Here is a 25,463-nt window from a genome sequence, read left to right on the forward strand (position 1 = left end):
ATCAAGGCGCCGGAATGGTAAACCGGGTGTGGATTTCTTCGAGCGCCTGCAGCACGTCCTCATCCAGAATCACGTCGAGGCTGTCGAGGTTGATTTTCAACTGATCCACCGAGGTGGCGCCCAGCAGAGTGCTGGCGACGAACGGCTGCTGACGCACGAAGGCCAAGGCCATCTGCGAAGGATCCAGCCCGTGTTTTTTGGCCAGCGCCACGTATTCGGCGATCGCCAACTGGGTTTGCTGCCCTGAATAACGGTTGAAACGGGTGAACAGCGTATTGCGCGCGCCGGCCGGTTTTGCGCCGTTGAGGTATTTACCGCTCAGGGTGCCGAACGCCAGGCTGGAATAGGCCAGCAGTTCCACCCCTTCGTGCTGGCTGATCTCGGCCAGGCCAATCTCAAAGCTGCGGTTCAGCAGGCTGTACGGGTTTTGAATCGACACGATGCGCGGCAGCTCATGTTTCTCCGCCAGCTGCAGGTAGCGCATCACGCCCCAGGGCGTTTCATTGGAAACCCCGATATAGCGGATCTTGCCGGCGCGCACCTGCTCGGTCAGCGCTTCCAGCGTTTCCAACAGCGTGACCGTAGCTTTGTCCTCGGTGTATTGATAGTTGAGTTTGCCAAAGCAGTTGGTAGCACGCTGCGGCCAGTGCAATTGATAAAGATCGAGATAATCGGTGTTCAGCCGCTTGAGGCTGGCGTCGAGCGCGGCGCGGATGTTTTTGCGATCCAGCGCCTGCTGCGGACGGATGCTGCTGTCGGTGCCGCGTACCGGGCCCGAAACTTTGCTGGCCAGGACGATTTTTTCGCGATTGCCGCGCGCCTTGATCCAACTGCCGATATAGCTCTCGGTCAGGCCCTGGGTTTCCGGGCGAGGCGGCACCGGGTACAGTTCGGCGGTGTCTATCAGGTTCACGCCTGCGGCCAATGCATAGTCCAGTTGCGCATGGGCGTCGGCTTCGCTGTTCTGTTCGCCAAAGGTCATGGTGCCCAGTCCCAGCACGCTCACTTCTAAAGAACTGTGGGGAATACGGTGGTATTGCATTAACGGCCTTCCTTTCTTGTTAGCGCTGACGGGCCGCGCGGCCCGGTGAAACAGGAGCCCAATTCAGAAGACGGCGCAAAGTCCGTCGGGCGGCGATGTCGCCTTTCCTGACTATAACCAAGCGGTGAAGATGGGGGAAGCGGATTCAGTGCGGAGACGAATGAGGGCTACCGCGCTTGAACGGGCGATAGCCGGCGAGCGGTGATTAGCGTTCGATAACCTGGGAAACCTGATCGCCGTTGATCTGGCGGTGGTTGCCTTTCTCGTCTTTATAACTGATGAGTCCGGTGTCTTCGTCGATCTCTGGTTTGCCTTGCGTCAGGATCATGTTGCCGTCTTTGGTCGCCATGACGTAGTCGCTGGAACATCCCGCCAAACCGGCCGCCATCACCAGCGCAGACACTGCCATTACCCACTTTTTCATCCTGCGGATCCTCGATTATGCAAAAACAATATTCTTTCAAGATTAGCAAACTCTTGGCCGGGGACGTCTCAGATAAGTCTTTATCTGATAAGAAAAACTGAAATGAGGGGGCAACGAAACGGCGGAAGCCGCCGATGGCGGCCTCCGCGCAGGGTTATTCCGGCGAACGGTTTTTCTTGCTGCGCATCAGATTGAGCGCTTCTACCGACATGGAGAAGAACATGGCGAAGTAGATGTAGCCTTTCGGCACGTGCACCTGGAAGCTTTCCAGCATCAGCGTGAAGCCCACCAGGATCAGGAACGCCAGCGCCAGCATTTTCACCGACGGATGGCGATTGACGAATTCGCCGATCGGCCGGGCGGCGAACATCATCACGCCGACGGCAATCACCACCGCCGCCATCATGATGAACAGGTGATCGGAAAGGCCCACGGCGGTAATCACCGAATCCAGACTGAAGATGATATCCAACAGCATGATCTGTACGATCGCGCCGAAGAAGCTGTGCACCTTGGTGTGGTGCTCTTCTTCCGACCCTTCGATGGTTTCGTGGATCTCTTTGCTGGCTTTCCAGATCAGGAACAGTCCCCCCAGCAGCAGGATCAGATCGCGGGCGGAAATGGCGTGATCCAGCACGGTGAACAGCGGGTGCGTCAAGCGGATCACCCAGGCGATGGAGGCCAGCAGCGCCAGGCGCATCAGCATGGCAGCGGCCAAGCCCATTCGGCGAGCTTTGTTCTGTTGCGCTTTGGGCAGCTTCGCCACCACCAGCGACAGAAAAATGATGTTATCAATACCCAGTACGATCTCAAGAATGGTTAGCGTACCTAACGCTAACCAGGCATTGGGATCCATAATCCATTCGAACATTGCCCGACACACCTTAGTACTTAATAAATGCAAAGCGTGAATTATACGCGTTTATCGTGGCGCTGACAGGGCTAGCTAAACCAGAGTTAAACGAAATCGCTTAGATTGAGAAATGTCTTGCCAGCAGCGCGCCGGTAAAACCCTTTTTCAGATAGAAACCGCGCGGCAGCGTCATGATAGGTTGCCCCTGTTCGCCGATGGCTTCGGTGAGCGCCTTGTTGTTGGCCGCTTTGGGACGCAGTTGCAGCACTTCGCCGTGGCGTGCGGTGATGCGTTCTACGTGACCGAGCACAATCAGATCCATCAGCTCTTCCCAATCGCGGCGCAGCATCTCTTCTTCAGCAAGGCTCGGGCTCCACAGCAGCGGCGAACCGACGCGGCGCTGCGCCAGAGGGATTTGCCGTTCGCCCTCTACCGGTATCCACAACACGCGCGCCAGCTTGTGGCGAACGTGGCTGCTGGCCCAGGTGACGCCGCTGTTGCCGGTGAGCGGGGCGACGCAGACGAAAGTGGTCTCCAGTGGTTTGCCGGCGGCGTCGACAGGAATGGTTTTCAGCTCAATGCCCAGCTCAGGAAAATCCTGTTCCGGTTTACTGCCGGCCATGGCGCCGAGGTACAGCTCCAGCAGCATGCCCACCCAGCCTTTATCGCGTTTCAGATCCTTGGGGATCGGCAACTGCGCGCGGGCGGCCAGTTCGCCAAAACTGAAGCCGGCCAGCGCCTGAGCGCGCTCGAACAGCTGCCGTTCATTTTCCGGCGGGGGCGGCAGAGGGGATAAAAACGCCATAAATCAAGCCTGTTGAATTTGGTTGAAAAACGTACTGCATAGGTACACGGGAAACGCTAACCCCAGTCGCCTGGGGAAAAGAATAATAGTAGCATGATTTTACATGACTTTTTTTCTTTCCTTGCGCGGGCGACAATGCACTTGCGGGGCTTGTTCACCTGAAGCCACCGACAATAAACAGGATCTTACACCTATTTATCCACAGATTTATGGGATAACCCAAATTTTTACCGATCACTGGTTCAATTTACAGCCTTGACTCAGGCGGATTTTTACGAATTTGTCCGTTTTGTGCGTAACTTGCCCGGATAATCTGTGGATAAAAACGGCGTTGGTGGATCTTTCGCCAGGGTAAGATCCTTACCGTGCATAGATCACATTTTTGCCCTGTAAATCACTGTGGGATATTGGTTAACTGTATGTTTTTAAGTTTAATATTTGTTTTTAGGTATGAGGGGGGATTTTAGGGGACGAGAGTTTTACCGGCTTATCCCTCGAGTTCTGCACACACCTATCCACAGAAAAAGTGAATAAAACCGGTCTGAAAGGCTAGGGTATGTTTATAACTTTGCCTATATCTGTGAGTTATCCCAATGTTATCCGGCCCGCAGCGCCGTAAAGCAGTGGTTTACCGCCTGTAGCTTGTGTGAAACAATCAGGACATCTATGCGAATTTAAGCTTATCGAGGTAGTCCGGTGATCGATGATGATGGCTACCGCCCGAATGTTGGTATCGTAATCTGTAATCGTCAGGGGCAGGTCCTATGGGCCCGCCGTTACGGTCAGCACTCCTGGCAGTTTCCCCAAGGTGGGATTAACCCTGGCGAAACTGCGGAGCAGGCGATGTACCGTGAGCTGTTCGAAGAAGTGGGGCTGAGTAAAAAGGATGTGCGCATCCTGGCTTCGACCCGCAACTGGTTGCGCTATAAATTGCCGAAACGTTTGGTGCGTTGGGACACAAAGCCGGTTTGTATCGGCCAAAAGCAAAAATGGTTTTTGTTGCAGCTACTGTGCAATGACGCTGATATCAATATGCAGCGCAGCAGCACGCCGGAGTTCGACGGTTGGCGCTGGGTGAGCTTCTGGTATCCGGTGCGCCAGGTGGTGTCGTTCAAACGCGACGTCTACCGCCGGGTGATGAAAGAATTCGCCGTGACCGTGATGCCGATGCAAGAGCAGGCGGCGCCGCGGCAGGCCCCCGCTTATCGCCGAAAGAGAGGTTAAGTTAAGCCGACTATGCTCACGCGCTTGCGAGAAATTGTAGAGAAGGTGGCCGCGGCGGCCAGTCTGACGGATGCGCTGGATCTGCTGGTCAATGAAACCTGTCTGGCGATGGACACCGAAGTGTGTTCCATCTACCTGGCGGACAACGATCGCCGCTGTTACTACCTGATGGCCACGCGCGGGCTGAAAAAGCCGCGTGGGCGCACTATCGCATTGGCGTTTGACGAGGGCGTCGTCGGGTTGGTCGGCCGCCGAGCCGAGCCTATCAACCTGGCCGATGCCCAAAGCCACCCCAGTTTTAAATACGTTCCGCAGGTGAAAGAGGATCGTTTCCGATCCTTCCTCGGGGTGCCGATCATTCATCGGCGCCAACTGCTGGGGGTGCTGGTGGTGCAGCAGCGCGAGCTGCGCCAGTTCGATGAAAGCGAAGAGTCTTTCATGGTCACCCTGGCCACGCAGATGGCCGGGATCCTGTCACAGTCGCAGCTCAACGCCATTTTCGGTCAGTATCGCCAAACGCGCGTGCGCGCGCTGGCGGCCTCGCCCGGCGTGGCGGTGGCGGAAGGGTGGCAGGACAGCAGCCAGCCTTCGCTCGATCAGGTTTACCGCGCGTCGACGCTGGACACCGCCAGCGAGCGCGAGCGCCTGACGCTGGCGCTGGAAGAGGCCGGCGCGGAGTTTCGCCGTTTCAGCAAGCGTTTTGCCGCCAGCTCGCAAAAAGAGAGCGCGGCGATCTTCGATCTTTATTCTCACCTGTTAAACGACGCTCGCCTCAAGCGCGAACTGTTCGCCGAAATCGACAACGGTTCGGTGGCGGAGTGGGCGGTGAAGCAGGTGATAGAAGCCTTTGCCGAACAGTTCGCCAAACTGCAGGACACCTATATGCGCGAGCGCGGCAGCGACCTGCGCGCGCTGGGCCAACGCCTGCTGTTCCACCTCGACGACACCACCCAGGGCGCCACCCAGTGGCCGGCGCGTTTTGTGCTGGTGGCAGATGAGCTGACCGCGACATTGCTGGCCGAAGTGCCGCAGGATCGCCTGGTCGGCGTGGTGGTGCGCGACGGCGCCGCCAACTCGCATGCGGCGATTTTGGTGCGTGCGATGGGCGTGCCGACGGTGATGGGCGCCGACATCCAGCCTTCTCTGCTCAGCCAGCGGTTGCTGATCGTCGACGGTTATCGCGGTGAACTGCTGGTCGATCCTGAGCCGGTGTTGGTGCAGGAATATCAACGGCTGATCAGCGAAGAGCTGGAGCTGAGCAAGCTGGCGGAAGACGACGTCGAGCAGCCGGCGCAGTTGAAAAGCGGCGAGCGTATCCAGGTGATGCTGAACGCCGGCCTCAGCCCGGAACATGAACAGCTGTTGGGCGGCCGAGTGGATGGCGTGGGGTTGTACCGCACCGAAATCCCGTTCATGTTGCAAAGCGGTTTCCCGTCCGAAGAAGAACAGGTCGCGCAGTATCAAGGCATGCTGCAGCTTTATCCGAGCAAGCCGGTGACGCTGCGCACCCTGGATATCGGTGCCGACAAGCAACTGCCCTATATGCCGATCAGCGAAGAAAACCCTTGCCTGGGGTGGCGCGGCATCCGCATCACTCTGGATCAGCCGGAGATCTTTTTGATTCAGGTGCGCGCCATGCTGCGCGCCAATGCCGGCACCGGCAACCTGGGCATTTTGCTGCCGATGGTCACCAGCCTGGAAGAGGTCGATGAGGCCAAGCGCTTGATTGACCGCGCCGGGCGCGAGGTGGAAGAGGTGCTTGGCTACGCGATCCCGAAACCGAAAATCGGCGTGATGCTAGAAGTGCCGTCGATGATTTTCCTGATCCCGCATTTGGCCGGGCGCGTCGATTTCATCTCGGTAGGCACCAACGACTTGACCCAGTACCTGCTGGCGGTGGATCGCAACAACACGCGGGTAGCCTCGCTGTACGACAGCCTGCATCCCGCGATGCTGCAGGTGCTGAACTTGATCGCCGAACAGGGAAAATCGGCCGGGCTGCAGCTTAGCCTGTGCGGTGAACTGGCCGGCGATCCGATGGGCGCGCTGTTGCTGGTGGGCATGGGCTATCGCAATCTGAGCATGAATGGCCGCAGCGTGGCGCGCATCAAATACCTGCTGCGGCATATCGACCTTGCCGACGCTGAAATGCTGGCTCACCGGGTGTTGAACACCCAGATGACCACGGAAGTGCGCCATTTGGTGGCGGCGTTTATGGAGCGGCGCGGCATGGGCGGGTTGATTCGCGGCGGCAGATAATCGCTGCGCGATGTGATTTTTTTACAGAACTTTTCCCGCGCTGCCAGCCCGGACCGCGCTAAGCCTATGTTATGATGCGCAACCTCAGCGCGGCGCTGTTCGTCGTCTTGCAAACCGCAGCGGCCAACGCTGCCGTTTGAAAGGCGTGTGACAACCTGCGCCGACGTTTGGCACCTGCCGCCCCCGCATGGGGAAAAATAACAGACATGTTGTGGTGATAGATGAGCAATAGCTATCTGGCGTTTCCTAAATTTGATCCGGTCATTTTCTCCATTGGCCCCGTTTCTCTGCATTGGTACGGCCTGATGTACCTGGTCGGCTTCGTTTTTGCCATGTGGCTGGCGGTGCGTCGCGCCAACAAGCCGGGCAGCGGCTGGACCAAAGACGAAGTGGAAAACCTGCTCTACGCCGGCTTCCTGGGCGTATTCGTCGGCGGCCGCGTAGGCTATGTGCTGTTCTACAACCTGCCGCTGTTCCTGGATAACCCGCTCTATCTGTTCAAGGTCTGGGATGGCGGCATGTCATTCCACGGCGGTTTGATGGGGGTGATTCTGGTGATGTTCTGGTTCGCTCGCCGCACCAAGCGCACCTTCTTCCAGGTTTCCGATTTTATCGCGCCATTGATCCCATTCGGCCTGGGCGCCGGCCGCCTCGGCAACTTTATCAACGGCGAGCTATGGGGCCGCGTGACCACCGACACCCCTTGGGCGATGTTGTTCCCAAGTTCGCGCAGCGAAGACGTGGCTCTCGCCGCCGCCGATCCCTCTCTGTTGCCGCTGCTGAATCAGTACGGCGTACTGCCGCGCCACCCGTCGCAGCTGTATGAACTGCTGCTGGAAGGCGTGGTGCTGTTTATCATTCTGAACCTGTTTATTCGCAAGCCGCGGCCGATGGGCGCCGTATCAGGCCTGTTCCTGATCGGGTATGGCGCATTCCGCATCATCGTTGAAGCGTTCCGCCAACCGGATGCTCAGCTCGGCCTGTTCGACGGCGTGATCAGCATGGGGCAGATCCTGTCCATCCCAATGGTGGTGGCCGGTGTTATTATGATGATTTGGGCGTACCGTCGTCGCCCGCAGCAACAAGTGTCGTGAGGGACAAATGAAACAGTATCTGGATTTGATGAACAAGGTGCTCGCCGAGGGCACCCCTAAAGCCGACCGTACCGGCACTGGCACATTGTCGATTTTCGGCCACCAGATGCGTTTCAACTTGCAGGAAGGTTTCCCGTTGGTGACCACCAAGAAATGTCATCTGCGTTCGATCATTCATGAGCTGTTATGGTTCCTGAACGGCGATACCAACATCGCCTACCTGCGTGACAACAAGGTCACCATTTGGGACGAGTGGGCCGATGAAAACGGCGATCTCGGCCCGGTGTACGGCAAACAGTGGCGCGCCTGGGGCGCGGCGGACGGCCGTCAGATCGATCAGCTGAGCAACGTGCTCCAGCAGCTGAAGCAAGATCCGGATTCGCGTCGCATCATTGTTTCCGCCTGGAACGTCGGCGAGTTGGATCAGATGGCGTTGGCGCCGTGCCACGCGTTCTTCCAGTTCTACGTGGCGGATGGCAAGCTCTCTTGCCAGCTGTACCAGCGTTCCTGCGACGTCTTCCTCGGCCTGCCGTTCAACATCGCCAGCTACGCGCTGTTGGTGCACATGATGGCGCAGCAGAGCGATCTGGAAGTGGGCGATTTCGTCTGGACCGGCGGCGATACCCACCTGTACAGCAACCACATGGAACAGACTCAGTTGCAACTGACGCGTGAACCCCGTCCGTTGCCGAAACTGGTGATCAAACGCAAACCGGCTTCACTGTTCGATTACCGTTTCGAAGACTTCGAGATCGAAGGTTACGATCCGCATCCGGCCATCAAGGCGCCGGTCGCGATCTGACCTTAACCGCATCACACCAGGGGCGCAGCGATTGCGCCCCTTTTTTTATCCGCATTGCGTACCGCGCCGCATTTTTTTGTCGCGGTCTGCCGTCGTAGAGAAAACATTGCGCAGCTTGCCGCAGCGCTTGCGCATGTGGCTTTACCGCGTTGTTACGGCCCTTACACTGGCGGCATGAACGACAATACTCTCTCGAACATCGATGATCGCCAACGGGGCATGACGCTAATTGAGCTATTGGCGGCGATCCTGATCGCCGGCATGCTCACCGGCTGGGGCGTCGGGCAATGGCGCTATCATCAGCAAGCGCTGCGGTTGGAACACACGGCCCAACAGCTGCTGGCGTTTTTGCTGCGACTGCAGGCGGACGCCAACTGGCGTAACCGCACGACGCTGCTGTGGTTCAAAAATGGCACGCCCTGGTGCCTGGGCGGCGGTGTGCCGCCGCCGGATTGCGCTTCCGCCGAGGGTCCCGTTTTCTCACCGTCTTACCGCGACGTCGTTTTGAGCGGCTACTCCGGCAAAGAGATTGGGTTTTATGGTTTGCGCAATACTGCGCAGGCGGGGCACATCCTTCTCAGCAACGACGCAGGCGGCCTGCGGCTGGTGCTGTCCGCCCGAGGGCGGCTGCGTTTGTGCAGCGAAGGGCTCCGGATAAGGGGGATCGCGCCATGCTGACTGTCGAACGCGGTTTTACCTTGCCGGAGGTGATGTTGGCGCTGGTGTTCGGCAGCGTGATCGTGCTCGGCGCCGCGAAAACCTACCCGCTGTTGCGTCAGCAAAACGTGGCCGTCGGCCAGCATTTTCGGCTGGAGTCAACGCTGCGACAGCTGGCGTTCGGCATCGAGAAAGACCTACGCCGTGCCGGTTTCTGTGCCGGGCAGTGCGCCGGCCGCCCACTGCTGATCGGCCAGGCATCGGGAGAAGCGGCGGGCAGCTGCGTTATCGTCGCTTACGACATCACCCGCAGCGGGCAATGGCTCACCTCGGGCGAGGATGCAGGTTATTTCGGTTATCGGCTGCGCAATGGCGGCTTGGAAGGGCAGCGCGGCGTGAGCCAATGCGATGGCGGCGGCTGGGAGCGGCTACTCGATCAGGACGAAGTGCGCATTGAGCGGTTTCATGTGGCGATAGAGCGGGGCGATCACGGTGCGGCGTTGGCTCGCCTGACGCTGACGGGGCGCTCCGCCAGCGATACGCGTATCAGGCGTAGTCTGAGCGGGAGCGTCGAAATGGCGGCGCTGCCATGAACCGGCGGAGCCAGCGAGGCGGCAGCACCCTGGCGGCGGTGATGTTGCTGTTGGCGCTGGGGCTGATGTTGCTCAATGCTCAGCATCGGCAATTGGATAACGCGCTGTTACTGGCCGCCGATCAGCAGCGTTACCTTCAGGCTTACAATCAGGCCGCTTCGGCGCTGAGTTGGGGCATGAGCCAGCGTTGGCCGCGCGCCGAGCTGAGTGCAGCGGCCTGGTTATGCAGGCAGCGTGTGGAACTGACGGCTTGCGCTCGGCTGTCTGCCAGAGCGGGCATGGTGACGATACGCGGCCTTGGTGAGATGCGCGGCGGTGAACCGGTATGGCTGTATCAATGGGGCACCTTTGACGGCGCCGAGGCTGCTGGCAAGTTGCAAGCACAGCCGGGCGGTCGGCTGGATTTTTGCCCCGAAAAAAGGTTGGCCGACTGTGACGGCTAACGCTCGGGCAGCGCGGATATCCCGCAACGGCTTCAGCCTGCCGGAAGTGTTGGTGGCGGCCTTGCTGTTCTCGGTGTCGCTGCTTGGCTTGTTACAGTATCATCAGGTGCTGTTGCAGTCGTTCCAGCGCCAGTGGCACTACCGGCAAGCCTGGGGGCTGGCGCATCAGCAGTTGGAGGCGTTTGCCGTCACCGGCCGGCTCGAGGCTGAACCGCTGCCGGAAGGGTGGCGGCGCGAGACGGCACTTGACGATGCGGGGAGTGATTGCCGCCGATTGGCGGTCAGGATCCAAACGCCGCAGCGGCAGTGGGCAACGCTGAGCCGCTGGTATTGCGCCCGTTTTTGAGCCGTATGTCTTTTGTTTTAAAGGAGTCTTCATGTTCACGGTTTATCATTCCAATCAGCTGGATTTGTTGAAAACGCTGACCAGCGCGCTGATAGCCAGAGATCCGTTGACCGATCCTTTTCAACAGGAGGTGGTGCTGGTGCAAAGCCCCGGTATGGCGCAATGGCTGCAGATGCAGCTGGCGGAACAGTTCGGTATCGCCGCCAATGTCGCGTTTCCGCTGCCGGCGACCTTCATTTGGGACATGTTCACCCGGGTGTTGCCGGATATCCCGAAAGAGAGCGCCTTCAGCAAGGATGCCATGACCTGGAAGCTGATGTGGTTGTTGCCGGAGATGCTGACTCAGCCGGCGTTTGCGCCACTGCAGCACTATCTGACCGATGACGGCGACAAGCGCAAAATCCACCAGTTGGCCGGCCGGGTCGCCGACCTGTTCGACCAATATTTGGTTTATCGCCCGCAGTGGCTGGAGAGCTGGCAGCGCGGCGAACGCATCGACGGTCTGGCGGAGGCTCAGCAATGGCAGGCGCCGCTCTGGGCGCGACTGGTGGAATACACGCGTGAACTGGGGCAGCCGGAATGGCACCGCGCCAATCTGTATAGCCGCTTTATCCACGCGTTGGAACAGGCAACAACGTGTCCGCCCGGTTTGCCGCCGCGGGTGTTTATCTGCGGCATCTCGGCGTTGCCGCCGGTCTATCTGGAGGCGCTGCAGGCGCTGGGGCGGCATATCGATATCCACCTGATGTTCACCAACCCTTGTCGTTATTACTGGGGCGACATTCAGGATTACGCTTTCCTGGCCCGCTTGCAGAGCCGCAAGCGCCGTCACTATCATCAGGCGCGCGAGCAAGGGCTGTTTCGCGAACCGGATGACGCGGCGCGCCTGTTTGACGCAGAAGGGCAGCAGCAACTCAGCAACCCGCTGCTGGCCTCCTGGGGCAAGCTGGGGCGCGATCACCTTTACCTGCTGTCGCAGATGGAAGGGGCGCAAGAGGTCGACGCCTTTGTCGATATCCCAGCCGATACCATGCTGCACGCCGTTCAGCGCGATATGCTGGAACTGGAAGACCATGCGGTAATCGGTATTACCGCGGAAACGCTGGAAAGCAGCTTCAGCAAACGTCCGCTTGATGAGAACGACCGCTCCCTCAGCCTGCACGCTTGTCACAGCCCGCAGCGGGAAGTGGAGGTTTTGCACGATCAGCTGCTGAGCATGCTGGCGCAGGATCCGTCGTTGACGCCGCGCGACATCATCGTGATGGTGGCGGATATCGACAGCTACACGCCATACATTCAGGCGGTGTTCGGCAATGCCCCCGCCGAGCGCTACCTGCCGTTTGCCATTTCCGACCGTAAAGCGCGCCAGGCGCATCCGGCGCTGCAGGCGTTCATTTCACTGCTCGATCTACCGCAAAGCCGCTTTACCTCGGAACAGGTACTGGCGTTGCTGGAGGTGCCGGCCCTGGCCGCCCGTTTCGCCATTGGCGAAGAGGGGCTGCGCCTGCTGCGTCATTGGGTCGGTGAATCCGGCGTGCGCTGGGGCCTGGACGATGATAACGTGCGCGAACTGGATCTGCCCGCCACCGGCCAGCACACCTGGCGCTTCGGCATTACGCGCATGCTGCTTGGCTATGCGATGGACAGCAATGCCGGCGATTGGCAGGGCATTTTGCCTTACGACGAATCGAGCGGGTTGGTCGCCGAACTGGCGGGGCAACTGGCAGACCTGCTGGCGCAGCTCAGCCACTGGCGGCAAATCTTGAGCGAAGCGCGCCCGCTCGAGGCGTGGCTGCCGCTGTGCCGCCAACTGCTGGATGCTTTCTTCGCAGCGGACAGCGACACCGAAGTGGTGCTGGCGCTGATCGAACAGCAGTGGCAGCAGGCCATTAATTTTGGCTTGGCGGCGCGCTATCCCGATGAGGTGCCGTTGACCATTCTGCGTGACGATCTGGCGGCGCGCCTCGATCAGGAGCGCATCAGCCAGCGCTTCCTCGCCGGGCAAATCAACTTCTGCACGCTGATGCCGATGCGTTCCATTCCGTTCAAGGTGGTGTGCCTGCTGGGCATGAACGACGGCGTGTATCCGCGCACGCTGCCGCCGCTGGGCTTTGATCTGATGGCGCAGCAGGTCAAACGCGGCGACCGCAGCCGCCGCGATGACGACCGCTATCTGTTCCTGGAAGCGATTTTGTCCGCTCAGCAGCGGCTGTATATCAGCTTCATCGGCCGTTCCATTCAGGACAACAGCCCGCGCTACCCTTCGGTGCTGGTCACTGAGCTGCTTGAGTACCTGGAGCAAAGCTATTGCCTGCCGGGAGATGAGGAACTCAGCGCAGACGACAGCGCCCGACGGGTTGGTGAGCACTTGCTGAAGTGGCATGCGCGCATGCCGTTCGCCGCCGAGAATTTCTTGCCGGGCTCGGAGGCGCAAAGCTATGCCGCCGAGTGGCTGCCCGCCGCCGATGGTCGCGGTGCGGCGCATCCGGCGTTCAACCAGCCGCTGCCTGCCGAAGCGCTGCAGCAAATATCGTTGGATGAGCTGCTGCGGTTTTACCGCCATCCGATTCGCGCGTTTTTCCAATTGCGGCTGGGCGTCAGTTTTATCCTGGAAGAGACCGAGCTGCCGGACGAAGAGCCCTTCACGCTGGATAACCTCAGCCGCTACCAGTTTAACAGCCAACTGCTGAATACCCTGATCGACGGCGACGATCCCGAACGGTTGTTCCAGCGGGTGCGTGCCGCCGGCGGCTTGCCCTATGGCGCCTTCGGCGAGATCTATTGGCAAAAGCAGCAGGAAGAGATGAGCGAACTGGCCGAGCAGGTGCGTGCGGAACGCGCAGAGAGCCATAGCCTGGAGCTGGATATCGATATTGCCGGCGTACGTCTCAGCGGCTGGCTGCATCAGGTGCAGGATGACGGCCTGTTGCGCTGGCGGCCCGCCACGTTGTCGGCGGTGGATGGCATATTGCTGTGGCTGGAGCACCTGGTGTACTGCCGCGCCGGCGGCACCGGCGAGAGCCGCATCTACGGCCGCAAGAACTCCGCCTGGCGCTTTGCCGCGCTGGCGCCTGAAGAGGCACAGGCGCAGCTGGCGGAGCTGTTGACGGGCTATCAGCGCGGTCTGAGCCAGCCGCTGTTGTTGCTGAACAAGAGCGGATGGGCATGGTTGAGCCAGTGTTATCTGCCGGAAACGCAGCAAATCGACTGGGAGGAAGAAGCGCAAATTAAGGCACGCGCCAAATTGCTGCAGGCCTGGCAGGGCGATCAGCGCATTCCCGGAGAAGGGGAAGATCCCTACGTGCAGCGAGTATTCCGCCAATTGGATAATGAATACTTAGCGCAAATACTGGCCGAAACAGAGCGTTATCTGCTGCCGGTGGCGCGACATAACCTGGGGTAACAATCCCCCGGTGGTGCTGTACGTCGGGAGGTGGTAAAAATAACGAAGGTTATATTCAACCATTGGGGTGATTCCCGGTCTTACATAACGTACAGGCATATACACGCCGTGTTTCGGGCCGCCACATTGGCGAAGAGCCCGGCGAGTACAGATTTGGTTATGTGGTTTTGATGCACGTCGCCAACGTCAGGGAGTGGGCGTAGCGACGTCAGAATAGGGGTTTATTTTGGATATGCGCAGACAGTTGGCCCGTATCACCGGGCTGGTACTATTGGCTATGTGTTGGGCACCGTTGAGTTGGGCCGCGCAAGGATGGCAACCGCTGACGGAGAAGATCAACAAGAGCGAACACGATCCGCGTCAGTATGAAGCGATCAAGTTGGCTAACGGCATGACGGTGTTGCTGGTGTCCGATGCCCAGGCGCCGAAATCGCTGGCGGCGCTGGCATTGCCGGTTGGATCGCTCGAAGATCCGAACAGCCAACTGGGATTGGCACACTATCTGGAACATATGGTGCTGATGGGCTCCAAACGCTATCCAGAGCCGGAAAACCTGTCCGAATTCCTGAAAAAGCACGGCGGCAGCCACAACGCCAGTACTGCCTCTTATCGCACCGCCTTCTATCTGGAAGTGGAAAATGATGCGCTGGAGCCGGCGGTTGACCGCATGGCCGACGCCATTGCCGAGCCGCTGCTGGATCCGGGCAATGCCGATCGCGAGCGCAACGCGGTGAACGCCGAGTTAACGATGGCGCGTTCGCGCGACGGCATGCGCATGGCGCAGGTCGGCGCGGAAACCCTGAACCCGGCGCACCCGAGCGCGCGCTTCTCCGGCGGCAATCTCGATACGTTGAAAGACAAGCCGGACAGCAAGTTGCATGATGAACTGACCGGCTTCTATAAGCGTTACTATTCCGCCAATCTGATGATGGGCGTTTTGTACGGTAATCAGTCGCTGCCGCAGTTGGCTGGCATTGCGGCGAAAACCTTTGGCCGCGTGCCGAATCATGACGCCAGCGTGCCGCCGATCACCGTGCCGGCCGTCACGCCGGAACAGCAGGGCATCATCATTCACTATGTGCCGGCGCAGCCGCGCAAGCAGCTGAAGGTCGAGTTCCGCATCGATAACAACAGCGCCGCGTTTCGCAGCAAAACCGATACCTACATCAGCTACCTGATCGGCAACCGCAGCAAAAACACCCTGTCTGACTGGCTGCAGAAGCAAGGGTTGGCGGACGCCATCAATGCCGGCGCCGATCCGATGGTGGATCGCAACGGCGGCGTCTTCGCCATCAGCGTTTCACTTACTGACAAAGGCCTGGCCCAGCGCGATGAGGTCGTCGCCGCCATTTTCAACTACCTGAAAATGCTGCGCAGCGAGGGCATCAAGCAGAGCTACTTCGATGAAATCTCGCATGTTCTGAACCTGGACTTCCGTTATCCCTCGATCACGCGCGACATGGACTACATCGAATGGCTGGTGGACACCATGCTGCGCGTGCCGGTTGAGCATGCGCTGGACGCGCCTTATCTGGCCGACCGTTATGATCCAAAGGCGATCGCCGAACGCCTGGACGCCATGACGCCGCAAAACGCGCGCATCTGGTTCGTCAGCCCGGATGAACCGCACAACAAGACGGCCTATTTCGTTAACGCGCCTTACCAGGTCGACAAAATCACGCCGCAGCGCTTTACGCAGTGGCAGCAGTTGGAGAGCGGCATTTCCCTGTCGCTGCCGGCGCTCAACCCGTACATCCCGGATGACTTTACCCTGACCAAGCCATCGCACGAGTTCAAGAAACCGGAAATGGTGGTGGATAAACCCGGCCTGCGCGTGTTGTACATGCCGAGTCGTTACTTCGCCGACGAGCCGAAGGCCGACGTCACCGTCGCTTTCCGCAACGCCAAAACCATGGATTCCGCGCGCAATCAGGTGCTGTTCTCGCTGACGGATTATCTGGCCGGCCTGGCGCTGGATCAGCTGAGCTATCAGGCATCGGTCGGTGGGCTGAGCTTCTCGACCTCGCCGAACAACGGCCTGATGTTTAACGCCAACGGTTTCACCCAGCGTCTGCCGCAGTTGCTGACGGCGCTGATCGAGGGCTATTCCAGCTTCACGCCGACGGAAGATCAGCTGGCGCAGGCCAAGTCCTGGTATCTGGAGCAGCTGGACGCCGCCGAGAAGGGCAAGGCGTTTGAGCTGGCCATTCAGCCGGTGCAGATGGTTTCCCGCGTGCCGTATTCCGAACGCAGCGAGCGCCGCGAAGTGCTGAAGACGTTAACGCTGAAAGACGTGCTGGCCTATCGCGACAGCCTGCTGGCCGAGGCCACGCCGGAGCTGCTGGTAGTGGGCAACATGAGCAAGCAGCAGGTCGACACGTTGGCGTCGACGCTGAAACATCGTCTGGGCTGTACCGGGAGCGAATGGTGGCACGGCGAAGACGTGGTGGTGGACAAGGATCATCTGGCCAACCTGCAACAGGTGGGCAGCAGCACTGACTCGGCGCTGGCGGCGGTTTATGTGCCGACCGGCTACGACGAAGTGACCGGCATGGCCTACAGTTCGCTGCTGGGGCAGATTATTCAGCCGTGGTTTTACAGCCAGCTGCGCACGCAGGAGCAATTGGGGTACGCGGTCTTCGCTTTCCCGATGTCGGTGGGGCGCCAGTGGGGCGTGGGCTTCCTGTTGCAGAGCAACAGCAAACAGCCGGCCTACCTGTACCAGCGCTATCAGGATTTCTACCCGAAAACCGAGAAACGCCTGCGCGACATGAGCGAGGCGGACTTTGAACAGTACAAACAGGCGCTCATCAATGAGCTGAAACAGCGGCCGCAAACTCTGAGCGAAGAGGCCAGCCGGTTCGCCAACGATTTCGATCGCGGCAACTTCGCCTTTGATACCCGCCAGAAGCTGATCGCGCAGGTGCAACAGCTGACGCCGGCCAAACTGGCGGATTATTTCCACCAGGCGGTGATCCAGCCACAGGGGCTGGCGGTGCTGTCGCAGGTTAGCGGCAGCGGGCAAAACAAGGCGGATTACGCGGCGCCTAAGGATTGGGTTACCTATCCGAACGCGTCGGCATTGCAGCAGATTTTGCCGCGTAAAGTGGCAACACCATGACGGAAATTGCCCCGCAGAGGCTGGAGCCGCTGTCGTTGCCGCTGTTCGGCGAACGCCTGATAGAAGCGTCGGCGGGCACCGGCAAAACTTTTACCATCGGCGCGCTGTACCTGCGCTTGCTGCTGGGGTTGGGCGGTGACGCGGCGTTTCCCCGCCCGCTGACGGTCGAAGAAATCCTGGTGGTGACCTTTACCGAGGCCGCCACCGAGGAGCTGCGCGGGCGCATCCGCGACAATATCCACGGGCTGCGCATCGCCTGCGTGCGCGGTGTCAGCGTCAACCCGTTGTTTTCGGCGCTGATGGAAGAAATTGACGATTTGAGCGACGCCGCCTCACAGCTGCTGGCGGCGGAGCGGCAAATGGACGAAGCGGCGATCTACACCATTCACGGCTTTTGCCAACGGATGCTGACGCACAACGCCTTCGAGTCCGGCATGTTGTTTGAACAAACGCTGGTGCAGGACGAGCTGCCGCTGCGGCGGCAGGCCTGTGCCGACTTTTGGCGTCGCCACTGCTATCCGTTGCCGCTGGGCGTGGCGCGTGCGGTCAGCCAGGAGTGGAGCGGCCCGGAAGCGTTGCTGGCCGATCTCTCCGGCTATCTGCACGGTGAAGCGCCGGCGCTGCGTCGGCCGCCGAAGGACGAAGAAACCCTCCTGATGCGCCACGAGCAGATCGTCGCGCGCATCGACGCCATCAAGGCGCAATGGCGGGCGGTGGCGGGCGATCTTGAGGCGTTGATCGCCCAGTCCGGCGTCGATAAGCGCAGCTACAGCAGTAAACACCTGCCGAACTGGCTGAACAAGGTCGGCGAATGGAGCGGGCAGGAGACTCAGGACTACCAGCTGCCGAAGGAACTGGATAAATTTCGCCAGTCGGTGCTGCTGGAGAAGACCAAGAAGGGCGAGCCGCCGCGGCATGCGCTGTTCACGGCGATAGACGAACTGTTCGATGAACCCTTGACGTTGCGCGACCTGATCATGGCGCGCGCACTCAGCGAGATCCGCACTTCCATTCAGCAGGAAAAGCGCCAGCGCGCCGAGCTGGGGTTTGACGACCTGCTCAGTCGGCTGGACGGCGCCCTGCAAAGCGGCGGCGGCGAACAGCTGGCGCAGGCGATCCGCCAGCGCTATCCGGTGGCGATGATCGATGAATTCCAGGATACCGATCCGCAGCAATACCGTATTTTCCAAAAACTTTACGTCGGCCGGCCCGATTGCGGCCTGCTGCTGATCGGCGATCCCAAGCAGGCGATTTACGCCTTTCGCGGCGCCGACATCTTCACCTACATGCGTGCGCGTTCAGAGGTGAGCGCCCACTATACGCTGGAGACCAACTGGCGCTCGTCGCCGTCGATGGTCGCCAGCGTCAATCACCTGTTTTCTCAGGTAGAAAAACCTTTCCTGTTCGGCCAAATCCCCTTTATTGAGGTTAACGCGGCGGAAAAGAACCAAGGGCTGGCGTTTGAATTGCACGGCACGCCGCAGCGGGCGATGCAGTTCTGGCTGCAGCAGGGAGAAGGCGTGGGTGTAAGTGATTATCAACAGCTGATGGCGCGCCTGTGTGCCACGCAAATTCGCGACTGGCTCAGCGCCGGGCAGCAGGGGCTGGCGCGGCTGCAGAGCGGCAAGGCGTCACGGCCGGTACAAGCCTCCGATATCACGGTGCTGGTGCGCAGCCGCAATGAGGCGGCGTTGGTGCGCGATGCGCTCAGCGCGCTGTCTATCCCGTCGGTCTACCTGTCCAACCGCGACAGCGTGTTTGACACCCCGGAGGCCAAAGACCTGCTGTGGTTGCTGCAGGCGGTGTTGGCACCGGAGCAGGAGCGTACGCTGCGCAGCGCCATGGCCACCGGGCTGATGGGGCTGGACGCGCCGACGCTGGACGGCCTGAGCCGCGATGAGCGCGCCTGGGACGCGCTGGTTAATGAATTCGACAATTACCGCACGCTCTGGCTGCGCCGCGGCGTGTTGCCGATGCTGAGCGAGGTGATGAAAGCGCGCCAACTGGCGGAGAACCTGCTGGCCAGCGCCGGCGGCGAGCGTCGCTTGACCGACGTGCTGCATCTGGGGGAGCTGTTGCAAGAAGCGGCGGCGCAGCTCGACAGCGAGCATGCGCTGGTGCGCTGGCTGGCGCAGCAGATCGCCCAGCCTAATCGCCAGTCCGACAATCAGCAGCTGCGGCTGGAGAGCGACCGGCATCTGGTGCAGGTGATCACGATCCACAAGTCCAAGGGGCTGGAGTTCGATCTGGTGTGGCTGCCGTTCGTCGGCAACTTCCGCCAGCAGCAGCAGGCGCTGTATCACGATCGCCACAGTTTCCAGGCGTTGCTGGACCTCGACGCCAATGAAGAGAGCCAGGCCTGGGCGGAGGAGGAGCGGTTAGCGGAAGACCTGCGTCTGCTGTACGTGGCGCTGACCCGCTCGGTGTACCACTGCAGCATCGGCATCGCGCCGCTGTTCCAGGGCACGCGCAAGAAGCAGGGCGATACCGATCTGCACCGCAGCGCATTGGGCTATCTGGTGCAGGGCGGGCAGCCCGGCGACGCCGTGTATCTGCAGGAGCGCCTGCAGCAATTGGCGGGTGGCGGCATTGCGCTGTCGCTGGTTGAATCGCCGGACGAGGCGCCTTGGCAGCTCCAGACGGCGTTGGCCGAAGCGCTGGCGGCGAAAAGCTTTACCCGGCGGATCCAGGATTTTTGGCGGGTGACCAGCTATACCGGTTTGCAGCAGCACGGCGCGAGCCTGATGCAGGATCTGCTGCCGCGTCTGGATATCGACGCTGCGGGGGAGCGGAGTGAGGAGAGTGAGCCAGCGCTCACACCGCATACCTTCCCGCGCGGCGCGACGCCCGGCACCTTCCTGCACAGCCTGTTCGAAACGTTGGACTTCACCCAGCCGCTCGACGAACAGTGGTTGCTGGAACAGCTGCAGCAGCAAGGGTTCGCTGAACACTGGCAACCGATACTGCTGGCGTGGATGCAGGTGCTGCTCAATACGCCGCTCGATGACAGCGGCGTGACGCTGGCGGCGCTGACGCCGCAGCACAAGCAGGCCGAGCTGCAGTTCTATTTGCCGATCAACCGGTTGTTGCAGGCGAAGGAGCTCGATGCTCTGGTGAAGCGTTACGATCCGCTTTCCGCCCGCTGCCCGGCGCTGGATTTCCATCAGGTGCAGGGCATGCTGAAAGGCTTTATCGACCTGGTGTTCTGTTGGCAGGGCAAATACTACCTGCTGGACTACAAGTCCAACTGGTTAGGGGAAGACAGCAGCGCCTATACCCGGCCGGCGATGGAGCAGGCGATGGCGGAGCATCGTTACGATCTGCAATATCAGCTGTATACGCTGGCGCTGCACCGTTATCTGCGTCATCGGCTGCCGGATTACGATTACCGGCGCCATTTCGGCGGGGTGATTTATCTGTTCCTGCGCGGCGTGGATGCGGCGCACCCGGGCAACGGCATTTTCACCTGTCTTCCCGAGTTTGAGCTGGTGGCGGGGATGGATCGCTTGTTCAGCGGCGAGGCTGCTGCGACGGAGGATGGATCATGATCGCACTGCTGGAGCAGGCGGTGGCGCTTGGCGTGTTGCGCCCGCTGGACGTGCAGTTCGCCCGCGTGGTGGCGAACGAAGACGAGCCCGATATTTTGCTGGCCGCCGCCTGCCTGAGCGCAGAGGCGGGGGCCGGTCACGTCTGTCTGATGCTGGAGCAGCTGCAGGCGGATACGCTGTTTGAAGGGCGCCAACCGGCGCTGGCGCTGGCGCTGTGGGAGGCGGCCGGGCGACCGGATAGCGAGCGTTGGCAGCAGCGCCTGGCGGCCAGCGCGGCGGTCGGGGACGGCAGTAGCGCTACGCCGCTGGTGCTGCGCGGGCCGCGCCTGTATCTGCAGCGCATGTGGCAAAACGAAGGTGAAGTGGCGGCGTTTATCGGCGGCGAAGGCGAGTCGCTGGCGGTGCCGGAGGCTGAACTGCGCACTATTCTCGACCGCTTGTTCGGTTCGGCGAGCGACGAACCCGATTGGCAGAAGATCGCCGCCGCGGTAGCCGCCACGCGGCGCATTGCTGTCATTTCCGGCGGGCCGGGCACCGGTAAAACCACCACCGTCGCCAAGCTGTTGGCGGCGCTGGTGCAGTTGGATGAAAGCGCGCGCTTGCGCATTCAGCTGGCGGCGCCGACTGGCAAGGCGGCGGCGCGTCTGACGGAGTCGCTTGGCAGCGCCAGCCGTCAGCTGGCGTTGACCCCGGCGCAGCAGGCGCTGTTCCCGACGGAGGCGGCGACGTTACACCGTCTGTTGGGGGCGCAGCCGAACAGTCAACGCATGCGCTATCACCGCGGCAACCGGCTGCATTTGGATGTGCTGGTGGTGGATGAGGCCTCGATGGTCGATCTGCCGATGATGGCGCGCCTGATTGCCGCGCTGCCCGATCGGGCGCGGGTGATTTTCCTTGGCGATCGCGATCAGCTGGCCTCGGTGGAGGCCGGCGCGGTGCTGGGGGACATTTGCCGTTTTGCCGAGCAGGGATACAGCGATGCGCGTGCCGCAGAGCTGAGCCGCCTGACCGGCTGTTCGCTCGCAGGGCGGCAGGCCGACGCGGAAGCGGCGGTGCGCGACAGCCTGTGTTTGCTGCGCAAGAGCTACCGTTTTGACGCTCGATCCGGCATCGGTCAATTGGCGTTGGCGGTCAACGCCGGTGCTGGGGAGCGCGCGCTGGCAGCCTTGAGCGGCAGTTTCGGCGATGTCGCGGGCTATGCGCTGGCAACGAGCGAAGAGTATCAGGCGCTGCTGGACGCGTGCGTGGCGGGCTACCGCGACTATTTGCGATTGGCCGCCGAGGGCGCGGATGCGGCGGCGGTGTTGGCCGCCTTTAGTCGCTTCCAGGTGCTGTGCGCGCTGCGTGAAGGGCCGTTTGGCGTTGCCGGCCTGAATGAACGTATTGAACTCGGGCTACAGCGCGCCGGCCTGATTGACCGCAAACCGGGCGTGATCGGCCGCTGGTATCGGGGGCGGCCGGTGATGATCGGCCGCAACGACAGCGCGCTGGGGTTATTCAATGGGGATATCGGCATTACGCTGCCGGATGAGCGCGGCGAGCTGCGCGTGCATTTCCAACTGCCGGATGGAAGCATCAAGTCGGTGCAGCCGAGCCGTTTGCCGGCGCATGAAACCGCCTATGCCATGACGGTGCACAAATCTCAGGGATCGGAGTTTGACCATACGGTGCTGGTGTTGCCGAATCACTTCCTGCCGGTGCTGACGCGCGAATTGGTCTATACCGCGATCACTCGCGCGCGTAAGCAGCTCTCGCTGTATGCCACGGAGGCGGTGCTGCTGCGGGCCATTCGTATGCCGACCCAGCGCCGCAGCGGATTGGCTGAACGGCTGCAGGCAACGGAATAAGCGTTGAAGGGGCGCGGTAGCGGCCGCGCCCACAGGGATTACAGATCCGCCAGCAGAATTTTGGAGCGGCGTTGGTAGTTGTACAGCGCCTGTTTCTGCATCGGCAGCACGTCGACTTCTGCCGGGGTGAATCCGCGCTCCTGGAACCAGTGGATGCTGCGGGTGGTCAGTACGAACAGCTTCTTTAATCCCATCTGCCGCGCCTGGTTTTCCACCCGCTGCAGCAGCATTTCGCCGCGCGAAGAGCTGCGGTAGTCGGGATGCACCGCCACGCAGGCCATTTCACCGATTTTTTCCTCCAGGAACGGGTACAGTGCCGCGCAGGCGATGGTCAGGTTGTCGCGTTCGATAATGGTGAATTTGTCGATCTCCATCTCCAGCTGTTCACGCGAACGGCGCACCAGAATACCCTGCTGCTCGAGCGGCCGGATCAGCTCCAGGATGCCGCCGATGTCGTTGATCGTCGCCCGGCGCACCTGTTCGGCGCTCTCCATCACGATTTGGGTGCCGATGCCGTCGCGCGAGAACAACTCCTGTACCAGCGCGCCGTCTTCCTGGTAGCTGATCAGGTGGCTGCGGCGTACGCCGCTGCGGCAGCCTTTCACCGCGCCGCGCAGGAAGCGCACGGTGCCGGAATGGTAGTCACCGCCTTCCTCCAGCTCTTCAAGGCGCTTTTGCGCGTCGTTGGGGAACAGCTCGGAAAGGATGTTGCCTTCCGCGTCGGTCACGCCCTGTGAGGAGCAGAAACCGATCATTTTCTCCGCCTTCAGCTTAATCGCCAACTGGGTGGCCACTTCTTCCGAGGTCAGGTTGAAGCTCTCGCCGGTGACCGAAACCGCGACCGGGCCAATCAACACGATGGCGTTGCTGTCGAGCTGACGGTGGATCGCTTCTTCATCGATGCGGCGAATGCGGCCGCTGTGGCAGTAGTCGATGCCGTCATCGACGCCCAGCGGCTGCGCGATGATGAAGTTGCCGCTGACCACGTTGATATGCGCGCCCTGCAGTGGCGTGTTGTTGAGGCTCATCGACAGCCGAGCGGTGATGTCGAGCTGCAGCAGGCCGGCGGCCTGCTTGACCAGCTCCAGCGTATGGGCGTCGGTCACGCGGGTGTGTTTGTGGTAGATCGGCTCATAGTTATGCTGAGCCAGATTGGCGTCGATCTGCGGCCGCGCGCCGTAAACCACCACCAGGCGAATACCCAGGCTATGCAGCAACCCGATATCGTTGACGATGTTGGAGAAATTCTCGTGTTCGATGGCTTCCCCGCCGAGCATGATGACGAACGTCTTGCCGCGGTGGGCGTTGATATAGGGGACTGAGTGACGGAATCCTTGCACCAGCTCTGTACTACGTTCCTTCACGGCCAAACCTCTTTGCATATTTATACGATATTTTTGTATTTTTATTCTTTTATTGCGCCGATGGCAAGTGGGAAATCGTCATGAAGCGTGCGCTAAGGGCGCTAAATCGTTAATAAATTGAAAAACCATAAAAAGATTTTCTGATGACAGGGCTGGAATGATTGGTTAAAGTTTTCGGCATCCCCATTTCATTGGTGTTTTTTTCATCTGTTGTAAACAGCTATTACTGCCGGAGCCGCATGCCAAACGCTAATCACAATCTGGGCCGCCGTCGTTTATTACAGGGCGTTGCCGCCAGCTGGTTGCTGAGTGTGAGTCGTACGGGCTTCGCCGCATCATCGCACGTGATCGCCGTGCGCGTCTGGCCATCCTCCACCTATACCCGCGTCACGCTGGAATCCAACGTCGAGCTGAAATACAAGCAGTTCGCCCTGACCAATCCCGATCGCGTGGTGGTGGATATCGAAGGCGTTCACCTCAACAGCGTGCTGAAGGGCATCGCCGGGCAGGTGCGCGCCGACGATCCTTATCTCAAGCAGGCGCGCGTCGGCCAGTTCGATCAGAATACCGTGCGGCTGGTGCTGGAGCTCAAACAAAGCGTCAGCCCGCATATTTTCACGCTGGCGCCGGTGCCGGAGTATCGCAACCGTCTGGTGATGGATCTCTATCCGACCAAGGGCGGCAGCGGCGGCGAGGAATATGATCCGCTACTGGCGTTACTGGAAGATTACAACAAGGGCGATCTGGAGCGCACGCTGCCGCCGGAAGCGCCGCAGGCCGGCAAAGCGGGGCGCGATCGGCCGATCGTCATCATGCTGGATCCCGGCCACGGCGGCGAAGATCCCGGCGCGATCGGCAAGTACAAGACGCGCGAGAAAGACATCGTACTGCAGATTGCCCGCAAGCTGAGCGCCATGATCAAGCGCGAGCCGAACATGAAAGTGTTCATGACGCGTAATGAGGATGTGTTTATTCCGCTCAAGGTGCGCGTCGCCAAGGCGCGCAAGCAGCGCGCCGATCTGTTCGTTTCGATTCACGCCGACGCCTTCACCAGCCGCGCTGCGCGCGGGTCATCGGTGTTCGCATTGTCCACCAAAGGCGCCACCAGCTCGGCGGCCAAGTTCCTGGCGCAGACGCAGAATGCCTCGGACCAAATCGGCGGCGTCAGCAAGAGCGGCGACCGCTATCTCGACCACACCATGTTCGATCTGATCCAGACCGCGACCATCAACGACAGCCTGAAATTCGGCAAGGAAGTGTTGAATCGGATGGGCAAAATCAACCGGTTGCACAAGAATCGCGTCGATCAGGCCGGTTTTGCGGTGTTGAAGGCGCCGGATATCCCGTCGATCCTGGTGGAAACGGCGTTTATCAGCAACATCGAAGAGGAGCGCAAGCTGCGCACCAGCCACTTCCAGCAGCAGGTGGCGGAGTCGATTCTGGCGGGCATCAAGGCTTATTTCGCCAACGGCGGCGCGCTGGCGAGTCGATAACGGCAGGGCCGGGCGCGAGTCCGGCTATTTTCGCGGATTGCAGATACAAAAAAACACCCGTCAGGGTGCTTATCTGTTGTCATCAAGAGTTGGTTGCGGGGGCCGGATTTGAACCGACGACCTTCGGGTTATGAGCCCGACGAGC

General features: G+C 60.5%; 18 protein-coding genes. 13 read left to right on the forward strand and 5 right to left on the reverse strand.

From position 1 onward, the window contains the following. Position 1: 1 nt before the first annotated feature. From MMS95_RS15770 to mutH, 4 genes are all read right to left on the reverse strand, one after another. Positions 2 to 1,042 carry an NADP(H)-dependent aldo-keto reductase gene (locus tag MMS95_RS15770; protein ID WP_015378923.1) on the reverse strand — a complete coding sequence of 347 codons (1,041 nt, stop codon included), beginning with the start codon at positions 1,040 to 1,042 and terminating at the stop codon, positions 2 to 4. Between the two features lie 205 nt (positions 1,043 to 1,247). After that, positions 1,248 to 1,466, reverse strand: coding sequence for a YgdI/YgdR family lipoprotein (locus MMS95_RS15775; RefSeq protein ID WP_004931843.1), 219 nt, complete (start codon positions 1,464 to 1,466; stop codon positions 1,248 to 1,250). A 154-nt stretch (positions 1,467 to 1,620) separates the two neighbouring features. Continuing rightward, positions 1,621 to 2,337, reverse strand: coding sequence for a TerC family protein (locus tag MMS95_RS15780; RefSeq protein WP_004931845.1), 717 nt, complete (start codon positions 2,335 to 2,337; stop codon positions 1,621 to 1,623). 100 nt (positions 2,338 to 2,437) lie between these two features. Next, positions 2,438 to 3,124, reverse strand: coding sequence for a DNA mismatch repair endonuclease MutH (mutH, locus tag MMS95_RS15785; RefSeq protein ID WP_004931848.1), 687 nt, complete (start codon positions 3,122 to 3,124; stop codon positions 2,438 to 2,440). A 696-nt stretch (positions 3,125 to 3,820) separates the two neighbouring features. On the opposite strand from mutH, the gene rppH reads away from it, so the two are divergent. The 12 genes from rppH to recD all read left to right on the forward strand — a co-directional run bounded on the left by rppH (position 3,821) and on the right by recD (position 22,461). Beyond that, on the forward strand, positions 3,821 to 4,348 hold the full coding sequence (gene rppH / locus MMS95_RS15790; RefSeq protein ID WP_004931849.1) for an RNA pyrophosphohydrolase: 528 nt from the start codon (positions 3,821 to 3,823) through the stop codon (positions 4,346 to 4,348). Positions 4,349 to 4,360: 12 nt separating this feature from the next. Beyond that, a complete protein-coding gene (ptsP, locus tag MMS95_RS15795) occupies positions 4,361 to 6,607 on the forward strand; it encodes a phosphoenolpyruvate--protein phosphotransferase (RefSeq protein ID WP_048324798.1) in 2,247 nt (748 codons plus the stop codon). A 221-nt stretch (positions 6,608 to 6,828) separates the two neighbouring features. Further along, positions 6,829 to 7,701 carry a prolipoprotein diacylglyceryl transferase gene (gene lgt / locus MMS95_RS15800; RefSeq protein ID WP_019455719.1) on the forward strand — a complete coding sequence of 291 codons (873 nt, stop codon included), beginning with the start codon at positions 6,829 to 6,831 and terminating at the stop codon, positions 7,699 to 7,701. Between the two features lie 7 nt (positions 7,702 to 7,708). Then, the gene (thyA, locus tag MMS95_RS15805; RefSeq protein WP_060560135.1) at positions 7,709 to 8,503 is read left to right on the forward strand and encodes a thymidylate synthase; all 795 of its coding nucleotides are present in this window, start codon (positions 7,709 to 7,711) and stop codon (positions 8,501 to 8,503) included. A 174-nt stretch (positions 8,504 to 8,677) separates the two neighbouring features. Then, a complete protein-coding gene (locus MMS95_RS15810; RefSeq protein WP_048324802.1) occupies positions 8,678 to 9,181 on the forward strand; it encodes a prepilin peptidase-dependent protein in 504 nt (167 codons plus the stop codon). Beyond that, positions 9,175 to 9,753 carry a prepilin peptidase-dependent protein gene (locus tag MMS95_RS15815; RefSeq protein ID WP_242141926.1) on the forward strand — a complete coding sequence of 193 codons (579 nt, stop codon included), beginning with the start codon at positions 9,175 to 9,177 and terminating at the stop codon, positions 9,751 to 9,753. The genes MMS95_RS15810 and MMS95_RS15815 overlap by 7 nt, the downstream gene beginning before the upstream one ends. Beyond that, positions 9,750 to 10,196, forward strand: a complete 447-nt coding sequence (locus tag MMS95_RS15820; RefSeq protein ID WP_033632230.1) for a YgdB family protein — start codon at positions 9,750 to 9,752, stop codon at positions 10,194 to 10,196. The genes MMS95_RS15815 and MMS95_RS15820 overlap by 4 nt, the downstream gene beginning before the upstream one ends. Then, positions 10,186 to 10,542, forward strand: a complete 357-nt coding sequence (locus tag MMS95_RS15825; protein WP_033645649.1) for a prepilin-type N-terminal cleavage/methylation domain-containing protein — start codon at positions 10,186 to 10,188, stop codon at positions 10,540 to 10,542. Before MMS95_RS15820 ends, MMS95_RS15825 begins: the two co-directional genes overlap by 11 nt. 31 nt (positions 10,543 to 10,573) lie before the next feature. Beyond that, positions 10,574 to 13,945 carry an exodeoxyribonuclease V subunit gamma gene (gene recC, locus MMS95_RS15830; RefSeq protein WP_121976352.1) on the forward strand — a complete coding sequence of 1,124 codons (3,372 nt, stop codon included), beginning with the start codon at positions 10,574 to 10,576 and terminating at the stop codon, positions 13,943 to 13,945. A gap of 232 nt (positions 13,946 to 14,177) precedes the next feature. Then, positions 14,178 to 17,066, forward strand: coding sequence for a pitrilysin (gene ptrA / locus MMS95_RS15835; protein WP_242141931.1), 2,889 nt, complete (start codon positions 14,178 to 14,180; stop codon positions 17,064 to 17,066). Beyond that, a complete protein-coding gene (recB, locus tag MMS95_RS15840) occupies positions 17,063 to 20,614 on the forward strand; it encodes an exodeoxyribonuclease V subunit beta (RefSeq protein WP_242141927.1) in 3,552 nt (1,183 codons plus the stop codon). The genes ptrA and recB overlap by 4 nt, the downstream gene beginning before the upstream one ends. Further along, entirely contained in the window at positions 20,611 to 22,461 is a 1,851-nt protein-coding gene (gene recD, locus MMS95_RS15845; protein WP_242141929.1) for an exodeoxyribonuclease V subunit alpha, read from the forward strand. The genes recB and recD overlap by 4 nt, the downstream gene beginning before the upstream one ends. A 38-nt stretch (positions 22,462 to 22,499) precedes the next feature. On the opposite strand, the gene argA is transcribed toward recD, so the two are convergent. Then, positions 22,500 to 23,825: an amino-acid N-acetyltransferase gene (gene argA / locus MMS95_RS15850; RefSeq protein WP_004931881.1), complete on the reverse strand. Its 1,326-nt coding sequence runs from the start codon at positions 23,823 to 23,825 to the stop codon at positions 22,500 to 22,502. Positions 23,826 to 24,064: 239 nt separating this feature from the next. Between argA and amiC the strand changes: the two genes are divergently transcribed. Next, positions 24,065 to 25,318 (forward strand): N-acetylmuramoyl-L-alanine amidase AmiC, encoded by a 1,254-nt coding sequence (gene amiC, locus MMS95_RS15855; RefSeq protein WP_004931882.1) that lies wholly within the window; start codon positions 24,065 to 24,067, stop codon positions 25,316 to 25,318. The last annotated feature ends 145 nt before the right edge of the window (positions 25,319 to 25,463 follow it).

This window comes from Serratia sp. PGPR-27 (assembly GCF_022678525.1).
In the GTDB taxonomy this organism is placed as follows: domain Bacteria; phylum Pseudomonadota; class Gammaproteobacteria; order Enterobacterales; family Enterobacteriaceae; genus Serratia; species Serratia nematodiphila.